Annotated in this window: 9 protein-coding genes; 4 read left to right on the plus strand and 5 right to left on the minus strand. The window is 76.6% G+C overall.

What is annotated here, in order from left to right; translation table 11 throughout:
• Nucleotides 1-53: 53 nt before the first annotated feature.
• Complete coding sequence (locus ACIRST_RS01405) at nucleotides 54-386, plus strand: hypothetical protein (RefSeq protein WP_402798976.1); 333 nt, start codon at nucleotides 54-56, stop codon at nucleotides 384-386.
• Nucleotides 356-1,105: a hypothetical protein gene (locus ACIRST_RS01410; RefSeq protein WP_402798977.1), complete on the plus strand. Its 750-nt coding sequence runs from the start codon at nucleotides 356-358 to the stop codon at nucleotides 1,103-1,105. The genes ACIRST_RS01405 and ACIRST_RS01410 overlap by 31 nt, the downstream gene beginning before the upstream one ends.
• Here the strand turns inward: ACIRST_RS01410 and ACIRST_RS01415 are convergent.
• The 4 genes from ACIRST_RS01415 to ACIRST_RS01430 all read right to left on the minus strand — a co-directional run bounded on the left by ACIRST_RS01415 (nucleotide 1,053) and on the right by ACIRST_RS01430 (nucleotide 9,634).
• Nucleotides 1,053-3,119 (minus strand): HEAT repeat domain-containing protein, encoded by a 2,067-nt coding sequence (locus ACIRST_RS01415; RefSeq protein WP_402798978.1) that lies wholly within the window; start codon nucleotides 3,117-3,119, stop codon nucleotides 1,053-1,055. The genes ACIRST_RS01410 and ACIRST_RS01415 overlap by 53 nt on opposite strands.
• Nucleotides 3,120-3,319: 200 nt before the next feature.
• Nucleotides 3,320-4,582, minus strand: a complete 1,263-nt coding sequence (locus ACIRST_RS01420; protein ID WP_402798979.1) for an MFS transporter — start codon at nucleotides 4,580-4,582, stop codon at nucleotides 3,320-3,322.
• 195 nt (nucleotides 4,583-4,777) lie between these two features.
• A complete protein-coding gene (locus ACIRST_RS01425) occupies nucleotides 4,778-7,834 on the minus strand; it encodes an RNA repair domain-containing protein (protein WP_402798982.1) in 3,057 nt (1,018 codons plus the stop codon).
• 6 nt (nucleotides 7,835-7,840) lie between these two features.
• Nucleotides 7,841-9,634, minus strand: a complete 1,794-nt coding sequence (locus tag ACIRST_RS01430) for an RNA ligase family protein (protein ID WP_402798984.1) — start codon at nucleotides 9,632-9,634, stop codon at nucleotides 7,841-7,843.
• A gap of 278 nt (nucleotides 9,635-9,912) precedes the next feature.
• Here ACIRST_RS01430 and ACIRST_RS01435 point away from each other — a divergent pair, with 278 nt between their 5' ends.
• Both ACIRST_RS01435 and ACIRST_RS01440 read left to right on the plus strand, forming a co-directional pair.
• On the plus strand, nucleotides 9,913-10,698 hold the full coding sequence (locus ACIRST_RS01435; RefSeq protein WP_402798986.1) for a class I SAM-dependent methyltransferase: 786 nt from the start codon (nucleotides 9,913-9,915) through the stop codon (nucleotides 10,696-10,698).
• A 120-nt stretch (nucleotides 10,699-10,818) separates the two neighbouring features.
• Nucleotides 10,819-12,165, plus strand: a complete 1,347-nt coding sequence (locus ACIRST_RS01440; RefSeq protein WP_402798987.1) for a DUF2254 domain-containing protein — start codon at nucleotides 10,819-10,821, stop codon at nucleotides 12,163-12,165.
• A 44-nt stretch (nucleotides 12,166-12,209) separates the two neighbouring features.
• On the opposite strand, the gene ACIRST_RS01445 is transcribed toward ACIRST_RS01440, so the two are convergent.
• On the minus strand, nucleotides 12,210-12,854 hold the full coding sequence (locus tag ACIRST_RS01445) for a hypothetical protein (protein WP_402798988.1): 645 nt from the start codon (nucleotides 12,852-12,854) through the stop codon (nucleotides 12,210-12,212).
• Nucleotides 12,855-12,869 lie beyond the last annotated feature (15 nt).

Below are 12,869 nucleotides of genomic sequence, written 5' to 3' on the forward strand. Positions count from 1 at the left end.
GTGGCCCGGTCCGGACGGGGAGTTGTCAGTGCGGCGGGCTAGCGTGGCGGACCATGGACGTTCGACAGGCGGTACCGGACCTCGCCTCGGCGGACGCGGCGGTGCGTCGCGCGGCGATGCGGGCCCTGCGCGGCTGCGGGGACGCCGGCAGCTCGCAGGCGGCGAGCGTGCTGCCGCTGCTGGGGGATCCGGACGCCGAGGTGCGGCAGGCGGCGGTGCGGCTGTTCTGCTCGTGGGGCGAGGGCGTCGTGCCGCTGCTGCAGCGGGTGCGCCGGGACGGTCCCGGCGCGCGCGGGCGGCGGCACTGGAGGCACTGGCGGAGATCGGCGGGGAGGCGGCCCTGTCCGCCCGGGACGTGGCGGCGCTGGAACGGCTGGTGCGGGTGAAAACGCCCGGGGACGCACCGGTGCCGATGGCCTGCTGCTTCCTGTCGTGGATCGCGGTCCCCACCCGCGACCAGCCCGGGGTGATGAGCCTGCTCGGCCTGTCCGCGCCGCGTCCGGTGCCGTTCGCCGCCGGGGTGTACGCGGCCGATGTCGACAGCCACGGCGGTTTCGACGAGGACCCGCACGACGCGCTCCGCCGGGTGTTCGTCACCCCCGAACTGGCGGGCTGGACGCTGGTGGTCGGCGCCTGGTGCGATCCGAGCGACGCCGAGCGCGCGGACGACGTCCTGGCGGCCTGCGAGCGCCTGAGCGCCCGCTACGGCCGGGCCCAGGCGTACTGGTGGAGCGCGCAGAACGACGGCTCGGCCGTGCTGGTCGCCGAACGTGGCGCGGCCGTACGGCGGTTCGCCTACATACCGGGCGAGGACACCGGGCACCTGGAGCTCGGCGCGCCGCTCGGGTACGAGCAGCGGCGCCGGGCCGAACTCGGCCTGCCCCCGCTCGTGGCGGGCCGGCTGCCGGCGGAGGCGGACGAGGAGGACGAGGCGGAGGACGAGTGGATGTGGGAGCTCCTGGAGCTGGCGCCCCGCCTGGCGGGCGAGCTGAGCCTCGACCCGCTGTCGCTCGGGCCGGGCACGCCGGTCCGCGGCACCGGCGTGCTGGCACTCACCCCGTACGGGCGTCGGATGCGGCCGCCGGCGGGGGCGTTGCGGCTGTGACCCGGCACAGCTCGGTGACGGCGGCGCGGATCGTCTCGTCGTCCACGAAGGCGCGCCAGGCGCCGGACGTGCTGAGGCGTTCGTCGCGGGTCAGGGCCTCGGCCAGGACGGCGGCGGCGGGGCGGGCGGCCGGGCCGATGCGGGTCAGATGGCGGACGGCCTGCAGCATGGCCGGGTAGTAGGTGCCGGCGCGGAGGTTCCGGCAGGCGTCGAACAGGGCCGGCACGGCGGTGTCGGTGTCGCCGGTGGCGGCCCACAGGGCGTGGGCGGCCTCGACGCTGACCCAGTCGTACGGGTCGGCGACCAGCGCGCGGAGGCGGTCCCGGTACGGGGCGGCGTGCGGGCCGAGGTCGGCGAGCTTGCGCAGCGCGGGGCCCACGAAGCGGCCGTCGGTCGCGGCCGGGCCCAGCACGGCGAGTGCGGGTCCGGGCTCGCCGCCGAGCCGCCAGTAGGCCCAGGCGGCGAGTTCCGCGTCCGCTCCGGCGGCGATGGTGCCCGCGGCGTTGGAGCCCGCAGCGGCAGTGGTGCGGGCACGCAGGAGGGCGAGGGCCTCCTCGCCGGCCGGCTGCCGGATCCCGGCCAGCGCGGTCGCCGCCGGGGCCCAGGTCGCGTCGTCCGCGAGCAGGCCGAGCAGCTCCGGCACGGCGGGTGCGGCAGCCGGCCCCCAGCCGGCCAGCACCTCGCAGAGCGGGCGGGCCAGCGTGGGGGCGGAGCCGCGCAGGTGGGCGCGGATCGACGGCAGGAGGGCGTCCGCGTGCTCCCGGAGCGGGGCCAGCAGTTCATGGATGCCGGGGAGTTGCGGGTAGTGGTGGGTGCCGAACCGGGCGTGGTGCACCCCGGCGGCGCCGAAGGCGGTGGCGCGACCGCCCGCGGTGACCAGGTCGACGACGGCGGGGACGCAGCGCGGGTCGCCGATCCGCGCCAGGGCCCACACCGCCGCCTCGCGGACGGCTTCGCCCGCCCGGGTGCTCCGGGTGGCGGTGTCGTCGAGCAGCGCGGCCACCGCGTCGGCGTGGTCGGCCGCGGCGCTGCCGAGGCAGGCGAGCAACTCGACCGAGCGGAAGCGGACCTCGGTGTCCGGATCGTCCAGGCGCGCCGCGACGGCGGGCAGCACGGCGGGCACCGCCGAGCGCCAGCGGGAGAGCAGCCCGCCCGCCTGGCCCAGTGCACCGATGCGCTGTTCCGGGTCGGGGTGCTCGGCGAGCAGGCCGAGGACGTACACGGGCGAGGCGCCGGGGAACAGGCCGGCCGTCCAGCCCTGGACGCCCTGGACACCGCAGTCCGCCGTGCTGGTCTGCCGCCAGAGCTCCACCCCCGGGTCGCGGACCGCGTCCAGGACGCGGCCGAGGTGCCGGTCGGCGAGCCCCGGATCGTCCGGGGCCAGCGCGTGCACGGCCGCCAGCCGCAGTTGCGGTTCGGGCGCGTCCAGCAGCCCGCGCAGCAGGGCGGTGGTCCGGGTGGACAGGCCTGCGGTCGGCTCCCGGCGGGTGGCGTGGCCGAGGGCGATCACCAGGTCGAGGCGGGTGGCGGGATCCTCCTCCGCCTCCCACCGCGTCAGGAGGGCGGGCAGCGTCCGCGCCCCGGAGCTGCCGCAGCCTCCCAGCAGATCGGCGACGGTCCGGCGGATCGCGGGGTCGGGATCGGACAGCTGACCCAGCACCTCGGGCAGCGCCCGCTCCCAGGCCGCCCCCCACGCCGGATCGACCTGTGCCTCGGCGACGAGCGCGGCCTCACCGCTCAGCCTCGTCAGCAGGTCCAGCAGCTCCAACCGCTCACGCCGGGCCACGACATCCGGCCGGGCGGCCAGCCGGACCAGGTACGGCAGCGCGGCCGAGGCGGCGGAGCAGACCCAACCACCCTGGTGGAACAGGAGGTTGTCCAGATCGCCCGCGGCCTCCCAGGCGTCCTCCCGGTCGGGGCCGGCGCAGCGCCGCAGCAACCCGGGCACGTCCGCCGCGGAGCCGTAGTTGTGCTGCAGCCCGGCCCAGTCGATGGTCTCCAGTCCCTCCCACATGCGCGGACCCTATCGCGTGGTCCGATCGTCGGACTGCGGACTGCGGACTGCGGACTGCGGACTGCGGACTGCGGACGCCCGGGCCGCTCGGCACGTCTGTCGGTACGCATGGCCAGTCCCGATCCGGTCTCACATCGCATCACCGATCACCAACCGGACGGACACATCCGATCAAGTGCTCAGCCCATCACAGACACGCCTCAGACGGTGTCGGGGAGCGGGGTCCCGTCGGGGTGGACGGGTGCGGTGGGGGCCGGGTCGTCGTTCGGGCGGCGGGTGCGTTCCGCCCAGGCGGCCAGCGGCGGGCCGGCCGCGCCGAGGGCTGCGAAGAACACGCCGAGCAGCAGCCAGCCCGAATGTCCGAAGCCGAGGACGACCGTCGTGAGGACCGCCGGGGCCAGGGCCTGACCGGTGTCGAAGCCGACGCCGAGGAGGCCCTGGTACTGCCCCTGGGCGTGGTCTGGGGCGAGGCCGAAGCCGAGCGCGTAGCCCCCCGAGGACTCCCACACCTCCCCGAGGCTGTGCACGCCGACGGCGAGGACGACGAGCGCCGGCGCGACCCAGGCCGGGACGTCCGCGGTCAGGGCCATCAAGGGGCAGCTGACCAGGAAGCACAGGCCCGCGAGGCGGAGCGCCCGCCCGCCCTGGTGCGGAGTCTCCACCCGGGAGCCGATCCGGCTCTGGAGCAGCACGCACACCGCGCTGTTGACCGCGTAGACCGCCGCCACCGTCCAGCGGGGCGCGTCGGTGTGGGCGGAGAGCCAGATCGGCAGCAGCAGCGAGACGGTCTGGTACTGCAGGCCCATCGCGCCGTAGAGCGCGACGAAGGACACGAACGGCCGGTCGGACAGGACGGCGGCGCGGTGGTGCTCCTCGGGCCGGGGCAGCGGCCGGTAGTCCGGGAGGCCGCGCACGGCGATCAGGGCGGCGCAGGCGAAACTGGCGGCATTGGCGAGGATGAGCGCGGTGTACGCCGTGCGGGTGCCGATCGAGACGGCGAAGGCGGCGCCGAGGGTGCCCAGGACCACGCCGAGGTTGACGAAGGTGCGGAGTCTCGCCCGGAAGGCGGCCGGGCGCTCGCCGCCGGCGCGGGCGACGAGCGCGCCGCCCGCGGCGCCGGCCGCCGCCGCCGCGAGCCGGTCCAGGGTGGCGACGACCGTGAAGGTGGCCCAGTCGTGGATGAGGACGAAGGCGGCCATCGTCGCGGCCTGCAGGGTGAGGGCCGTCAGCCAGACCGTGCGCGGCCCGTACCGGTCGGCCAGGTTCCCGGCCGGGACCCCGGCCAGCAGCCCGACCAGCCCGGCGATCGTGAGGCCGACCCCGACCCGGGCGGCGGGCAGGTGCACCACCAGCGTGAAGTAGAGCACCGACGCGGTGTTGAACAGCCCGTTGCCCACGCGGCTGACGAAGCTCGCCATGATGAGGGCGCGCTGCGGACCGCTCGCCGGCGATAAGCCGGACACCTGTGACCTGCTGCCGTTTCCGATCATGGAGGACAGGCTAACAATGCCGCCGCGGACACCCTCCGGACTGGACTGCGACGGCCTCGCGGCCGGCCTGGTCGAGCGGGCCGAGGCCCTGGAGGCGGGCTGACGACGGTTCGGGTCCCCGCCCGGGACGGCGTCCGGCGGGCGAGGACGTTCGGCGGGAAGGGGCGTTCAGCGGGTGAGGGTGGGGACCGCGCCGCCGTCGACATGCTCGATGCGGACGCCGGGGAGGTGGCGGCACCAGGCGGCGGCGAGCGGGGCGAGGCGGTCCGCGGTGAGCGGGGTGCCGGCGGGGCCGAGGCCGATGGGGAAGTGGGTGCGGCCGTCGGACGTCCGGTAGGGCTGTGGCCAGGCGTGCAGGTGGGTGCCGCCGGCCTCCTCCAGTGCGGCCAGGAGCGTACGGAGGCGGCCGCGGACCAGCCCGACGGACTCCTCCGCGGCGGTGACCACGGCCCAGGCGGCGTGCCGGCGGTGGAGCGGGGGCGGGGCGAGCAGGGCGGGCCAGGGGTCGGTGCTCTCCGTGACGAGCTCCCAGGCGCGGTACAGCTCCTCGGCGAGCAGGTCGCGGGTGTCCGCGCCGACCTGGGTGGTGCAGCTGCGGACGGGGGAGGAGGGGGTGAGGACGGTCAGCGGTTCCGGCCGGCGGTCGGTCAGATCGCCGTCGGGGGAGTCGGGGGAGTCGGGGGAGTCGGGGGAGTCGGGGGAGCCGAGGGAGACGGGCCGGCGCCAGTCCCAGCCCGCCCAGGTCTCGGCGAACCGCCGGAACAGGCCGCCGTCCGTGTCCGGGCCGTCCGTGTCCGGGCCGTCCGTGTCCGGGCCGTCCGTGTCCGGGCCGTCCGTGTCCGGGCCGTCCGTGTCCGGGCCGTCCGTGTCCCGGCCGTCCGTGTCCTCGGTGGACTCGCTCGCGGTGCCTTCGTCGTCCAGGACGGTGCGTGCGGCGAGCACCGACCAGGCGAGCGAGGGAAGTTGGCCGAACGGCGCCGAGTCCAGGCCGCGGGCCCGGGCCCACGCCTTGACCTGGCGGGCCAGCCGGACGAAGCGGTCGTGCCGTTCGCCGAGTGCCGTCAGGATCGCCTCGGCGTCGGTGACGGCGCTCAGCGCGACGGCCTCCGCCTCGCCCAACTCGGCCCGCCGGTCGACGGCTCGGGCCGGATCGAGCGAGCCGGTGAACACGACGACGAGATCGACGGACAGGCCGTCCGCGGCCAGCCGCAGCCCCGGTACCCGGGCGCCGCGCACCTCGCGCAGCTGCCGGGCGTCCGGCAGCGCGGCCGCGATCCGGGCGCGGACGCCGGACAGGTCGGCCGGGCCGGGCAGGGCCGCCACCAGGTCCAGGTCGGCCCCGTCCAGCTGACAGCCCAGCCGGCGCGAGCCGACGACGTGGACCGCGCCGTCGGGCAGCGCCGCCGCGATGCGCCGGGCCAACTCCCTTGCGGCGGCCGTCCGTCGGGGTGACTCGGGCCGAGGCGAGACGGTCGCTTCCTCGGGCACCGGACGCACCTCGCCCGTCCCCAGCGCGATCACCGCGCGCGGCCGCATCGGCTCGGCGCCCCGGCGGGAGAGCACCACCAGCTCGCCGACCCGGGCCGGGACCGCGTCGAGCCCGGCCGCGCAGTCGGCGGCCACCCGCTGCGGATCGGTGCTGCGCCCGAGGGTCAGGTGCGGCGTGAACCCTTCCGCCCGGCCGCGGCAGCGGGGGAAGCGGCGTTCCAGCGCGTGCCGCAGCGCCGCCCACGGCTCGGCGGAGGCGGCGGCAGGGTCGAGCCAGACGGTGGCGTCCTCGCGGTGACCGAAGGTGTGCACGCCCTCCAGCCGCGCCGTGAACGGGTCCACCTCGGCGGCGGCCGCGCCCAGCAGCGGCAGGGCGCGGTCGAACTCGGCCTCCGGGACGAAGCCGAACAGCAGGTTGACGTGCGGCGGCCAGCGGTGCACCTGCGGGTCGTGCGCGGTGCGCAGCCGCTGGATCGGCGGCCACAGCTCCTCGGGCGGCAGCCAGGCGACGGCGGTGCGGGCGGTGGGCGCGGCGGCGAGGAAGTCCGGAGCCCCGGCCTCGGACCCGCCCGCTCCGGCGTCGGCCCCGCCCGCGCCGCCGAGGGTGAGGTCCACGGCGACGCCGTAGTGGTCGGAGGGGTGCAGGCCGTCGGCGGTCGGGCGGTCGCCGAGCAGCCCGGCGGCGGTGACGCGGGTGCTGTCGGAGCGGTGCAGGACGCGGTCGATCCGGCCGGGGCGGCCGGTCAGCGAGGAGACGGCGGCGAGCGGGTTGACCGTCGGGTCGAAGGTCGGGGTGTCGTCGGACGGCCCGTGCACCTGGGTCCAGGCGTCCCGCAGGCCCAGGGCGGCGGCCGGGCCCGAGGTGCCGGAGCGGGCGTCGTTGAAGTCCCCGAGCAGCAGCAGTTCGCCCTCGACGCCGCCCAGACCCTCGGCCAGCTCGGTGAGTTCGGCCTCGCGGCGGGTCGCGCCGTCCGACGAGTGGTCGCTGCTGAGGTGGACGGCGGCGACCGTCAGCGGTTCGCCGGCGGTCCGTACGGTGATCGCGGTGACGGCCTTGTGCGGGCCCAGGGCGTGCCTCCCCGCCTCCAGGACGGGTAGCCGGCTGAGCAGCAGCAGGCCGTGCTCGTCGACGTCCCGCCCGAGCGGGTCGGTGTTCAGGGTGTACCCGGCGCGGACCCAGGGCGCCGCGAGCAGCAGGGCGACCAGGGCCGGTTCGACCTCCTGCAGGGCGATGACGTCGGCGTCGGCGGCTTCGAGCGCGGCGAGCAGCAGCGGACGGCGGCGGGCGGTGGCGATCCGGTCGGCGTCGTAACGGTCCCACAGGGTGTTCCAGGTGACCACGCGCAGGCCGGTGACCGCCGGGGCCGCGGCGTGGGCGGCGCCCGGGGCGGGGGTGTGGGCGGCCTCCGCGTGGGCGGCCAGCCAGCCGTCGTCCGGCCGCCAGGCGTACGGGGTCGTGGCCGCGAAGAAGGGCGGGCGCAGGCGGCGCGGAGCGGTGCGGCGTCCGGCCTCGGTGGTGTCGAGCACGTCCACGCCGGACGGGCGGTCCCAGACCACCACGCCGTCGGCCTCGACCCGCTGCACCCGGTGCCAGGGGATGTCCCCGGAGGCGGCGAACGCCTCCAGCGGGATGCGCTCGGTGCGGTCGTCGCGCTGGCGCACGCCCAGGGTGAACCGGGCCGGGTCGAACCGGGCGTCCCAGCGGATGCGCTGGCAGATCTGTTCGATGGGACGCATCGGTCCTCAGTCCTCCTCGGCGTCGAGCGTGCCCGCCGTGTCTTCCACGGTGCCACCGGCGCCGACGTACCAGGTGCGGTGCGCCTGGCCGGCGTGCGGCGGGCTGAAGCGGTGCAGCTGTGCGGTCAGCACGTCGGCCGGCACCGGGTGCGGCCGGACGGCGTTGCGGCGCAGCAGTTCGTCCTCGTCGACCACCAGCACCACCTGGGTGACCAGGGCGTCGCGGCGCTGCGCGACGGCGTGGACGTGGGAGCGCTGCTGCCGGTTGAGGGAGGTGGCGTCCCAGACGACGGTGGCACCAAAGGAACCAGAGGCCTCAGAGGCACCGGACGGGCCGAACGCACCGGGCGCACCCGGTGAGCCCGGGGCGGCGAGGGCCGCGTCCAGCCGGGCCAGGCCCTCGCGCAGCACCACGGCGTTGTCGCGCTGGTCGGCGCGCGAGCCCCGGGCGGCGCGCAGGTCGTCCAGGCTGATCCGGGTGCCGACACCGGTCAGCCCGGCGGCGAAGGTGCTCTTGCCGCTGCCGGACGGGCCGCACAGGTGCAGCAGCCGGGGGAAGCGGCCGTCCCGCAGGCGCCAGGTGGCCGCGACGGCCTCCTCCGCGGTGGAGATCCTGCCCCGTGCGTACGCCTCGCGGGCCTGCGCCCAGCAGCGGTCGGCGGCGTCCCGGTCGAGGCCGGCCAGGGCGTCGCGCAGGCCGCTGCGCAGCCGGGCGAGCGGCCCGCCGTCGTCGTCGAGCAGCCCGGCGTCCTCGGCGTGCAGGGCCGACCAGGCGACCTGCTCGCGCTCCGCCGCCCCCGGGGCGGCGGTCGCGGCGACGGCGTGCAGCACGCCGAGGTCGGCGGCGCAGGACAGCCGGACCAGCCCGGCGCGGCGGTCCTCGTCCGGGTACGGCCGGTGCAGGCCGGGGTGCAGCGCGACCAGGTCGGCGACCCTCCGGGCCAGCGGCAGACCGAGCGGCCCGGCCAGCCGCGCCGCCGGGTACTGCCGGGGCCCGGCGCGCAGCACGGTGGCGAGCACCCCGGCCAGCCGGGCGTCCCCGCCGCGGCCGAGCTCGTCCAGCCGGGCCGACACCTCCGCCGGCTCCTCCGGCCGGCAGGACAGTTCGGGGAGCCCCAACGCGGCCGCCAGGGCGGACAGTTCGGGCAGCGCACCGGACCGTACGGACCACAGCGCGGCAGCCGGTCCGAGCCCGTTCTCCACCACGGCGGCGTGCATCCAGTGCGTGTCGGTGCGCACGTGGTGCGGGCGGACCCACTTGGCGACCCGCTCGCCGAACTCCCCCCGGGCGAAGCCCCGGACGGTCCGGACGACGTAGCCCTCCTGCCGGTCCAGGTCCAACCTCAGGGCGCGCAGGGCGCGTTCGTCGTAGCGGCCGCGCCACAGCACCCGGGGCGCCGGGACGCCGAGGCGGCACAGGAAGCGGACGGTGTCGTCCCAGTCCAGGCAGTGGTCGCGGTCGGTCCACACCGAGAAGCCGTAGAACCAGCTCTCCAGGTCGGTGTACGGGATCGAGTGCCGGGCGAACAGGTTCTCGCCGCAGATCCGCCAGCCGTCCGGGATCCGCCCGCCGATCCGGCCCTGCAGGCCCTTCACCCAGGCGCGGGAGGGGTGATGGGCCGAGTCCAGCGAGCGGGCGTGCAGGCCGTCGGAGTAGAGGGTGGTGTTCTCGCCGTCGAGCTTCTCGGTGACGACGACCTCGGCACCGGTCAGCGCGGTGAGGTCCCCGGTCCGTACGTCGTCCGCCGCCGCCCCGGGTGACCAGGGAAGATGCGGAGTCCGGGGGTAGTGCACGCGCATGGCCGGGGCTCCTGTGAGGGTGGTTGATCCGGCGGACACTGTAGGAGTGGCCGTCGCGCGCGGGCCACCGAATTAGCGCGGGGCGCGGCCACCCGGCGCGGCCACCCGGCGCCGTCGCCCGGCGCGGCCACCCGGTGCCGTCGCCCGGCGCGGCCACCCGGTGCCGTCGCCCGGCGCCGTCGCGGCGACACGCGGGCAGGAACGTCCCTGCACGTGCGCGGCCGGCGGCCGGGGTGCAATGGGCGCGCCCCACACGCCGTCAGAGGGAGGCCGCCCCGGTGGAGACGAGGACGAGGGACGCGGATCCGGTCCGCGTACTGGACGTGGCGAGCGCCGACTACCGACGGGTGTTCGAGCTGTTCCTCGCCGGGACGGACGAGAAGCCTCTCACCCACGCCCGGCTGAGCGAACTCGTCGCCGCCCTGCCGCACCGCCGGGTCCTGCTGGACCTGGGAGCGGGCGACGGCCGCACCACCGCCCACCTGGCCCGGTCCTTCGACCGGACGGTGGCCGTCGAGCCCAGCGCCGCGATGCGCGAGAAGCTCCGCACCACCTGCCCCGACGCCCTCGTCCTCCCGGACCGGCTCGACCGCGTCCGGCCGCCGGAGCCCGCCGACCTCGTCCACCTCTCGCACGTGCTCTACTACGTGCCCGAGCCGGACTGGCCCGCCACCGTCACCCGCGCCCTCGACTGGACGGCCCCCGGCGGCACCCTGCTGGTCGTCCTGCAGAACCCCGAGAGCCCGTGCATGCGGATGGCCGCCCACTTCACCGGCGTGCGTTACGACCTGGGCCCCCTCGTCGACCTCCTGCGCGAACGGCACCCGGCGGACGACGTCACCCTGGAGAGCCTCGACCTCCACTACCGCACGCCCCACCTCGCCGAGGCCGTGGACGTCGCCGAGTTCATGGTCAACGTCGCCGACCTCGCCACCCTCAACCCCCGCCCCTCCCGCGCCGCCCTGACCGCCTACGTCCGGGACCACTTCGCCCGCCCGGACGGCACCTACGCCATCGGCCACACCCAGGACATGCTGATCGCCCGCCGCACCCCCGCCGCCTGACCGCCCGGGCCCGCCCCCCGGACCCCCACCCCGTACCCCGCCCTCCCGTCACCTGCACGTCCGAGTGTTTAGGGTGGATTCGTCCGGTCGGCGCCGGGGCGGAGCGACGGAGGTGGTGGCGTGATCCGTGGGGTCCACCTGGAGGCGCAGTGGCGCCGGGAGGCGCTGCGGACGAACCTGTGGGTCGTACCGGTCCTGGAGGTCGTGCTCGCCGCGCTGCTGTTCGTCGTCACCTGGTCCCTGGACCGGGCCGCCTACCGGGGGGACGTGGACCTGCCGTCCTGGGTCGTCAGCGGCACCGCCGACGCCGCCCGGCAGATCCTCGCCGCCATCGCGGCGGCCCTGATCACCGTCGTGGGCGTGGTGTTCTCGATCATGATCGTGACGCTGACCCTGGCCTCCACCCAGTTCGGCCCGCGCATGCTGCGGACCTTCATCCGGGACCGCACCACCCAGCTGACCCTGGGCACCCTCGTCGGCACGTTCGTGTACGCGATGCTCTCGTTGGTCGTCATCGGACCGGCCTCGCACGGCGACCTCGTGCCGCACCTGTCCATCACCGTCTGCATGGCACTGGTGATGGCCGACGTGGCCGTGCTGATCTACTTCATCCACCACATCGCCACGTCGATCCAGCTGCCCAGGGTCATCGCCAGCATCGCGGCGGAGCTCTCCGAGGCGATCGAGGCGGGGGCGGGCGAACCGGAGCGGGCCGCAGGGGCCACCGCCGGGCCCTCGGCGGCCGAACTGCACGCAAGGCTCGACCGCTCGGGCGCGGCCGTCCCGGCGCCGGCCAGCGGCTACCTGCAGTTCGTCCGGCACCGCACGCTGGTGCGGATGGCGACGGAGCTCGATGCCGTCATCCGGTTGGACCACCGGCCCGGACACTTCCTGGTGCAGGGGCACCCGCTCGCCACGGTCTGGCCCGCCGAGGCGGCGCCCGAGGTGGCCCGGAGCTTCGCCCGCGCCCACGTCACCGGCTCGACCCGGACGCTCGCCCAGGACATCGCCTTCGCCGTCGACCAGCTGGTGGAGATCGCCATCCGGGCGCTGTCCACCGCCGTGAACGACACCTTCACCGCCCTGACCTGCGTCGACTGGCTCGGCGAGGGCCTGTGCCGGGTCGCCGCGGGCTGGCACCCGAACCCGGTCCACCGGGACGCCGGCGGGCACATCCGGGTGATGACCGCCCCCGTGAGCTACGAGCGGCTGGTCCAGCGGGCCTTCGAGAAGATCCGCCAGGCCGCCGCCGGCATGCCCGCCGTGCTGATCCGCCAGCTCGACGTCCTCGCGGAGATCATGTCGGAGACGACGACCGAGCAGCAGCGCGAGGTGCTCCTCGCCCAGGCCGGGATGATCGAACGCCTCGGCCGCGAGTCGGTGTCCGAACCGGCCGACCGCGACGACGTGCACCGCCGCTACCTGGCCGTCCTCGCCGTCCACGCCGACCTCACCGGGCGGGGCTGAACGGCGCCCGGAGCGGCCGGGCGGGCGGCGGCGTCCAAGGGGGTTCAGGTGCACCAGAACAGCAGCCGGGTGCAGCTCGGTGTGGCCGTCGGGCCGGTCGGGTGCTGGGTGGGGGAGGTCGGCGGGACGGGGCCGGTGTTCGGCGGGGGCGTGCTCGGGGCGGGCTTCGCGGGCGGGTCCGCCGGAACCGGGGCGGCGGACACGGTCGGGCCCGAGGGGGACGTCGCGGTCGGGGCGGTGCCGGACGGCCTGGGCCGGGTGGTGGTGGCCGACGGCTGCGGGCGGGCCGTGGCGGTGGCCGTCGTGGTGGCCGGCGCCGGTGCGGCCGGGGCGCCGGGGGTGGCCGCGGTGTGCTGCGAGGGCGATTCGGCGCCCGCGGAGGCCGGGGCCACCGCACCGTCCGAGTTGCCGCCGGACAGCACGACGGCGGCCAGTCCGCAGACCACCACCCCGGCGGCCGACACGGCCAGCACCGTGCCCCGCGGCCGGCCCTGCCGCCGCCGGGCCGAGCGCCGTCCGGACTGGCGTGCCGACCGGCGTGGCGGTGCGGACGCGTCGGCGGAGCCCTCGCCCGGTGGCGTGGGCCGCGGGCCCGCCGCCTCCCCGGTCGTGGGTTCGGCGGCCCGGCCGCAGCCGGGGCAGGAGAGCGCGCCGTTGAGGTGGCGTCGGCAGGGCGTGCAGTAACTCATGGGATCTCTTCGGTA

Source organism: Kitasatospora sp. NPDC101447 (genome assembly GCF_044767225.1).
Classification (GTDB): domain Bacteria; phylum Actinomycetota; class Actinomycetes; order Streptomycetales; family Streptomycetaceae; genus Kitasatospora.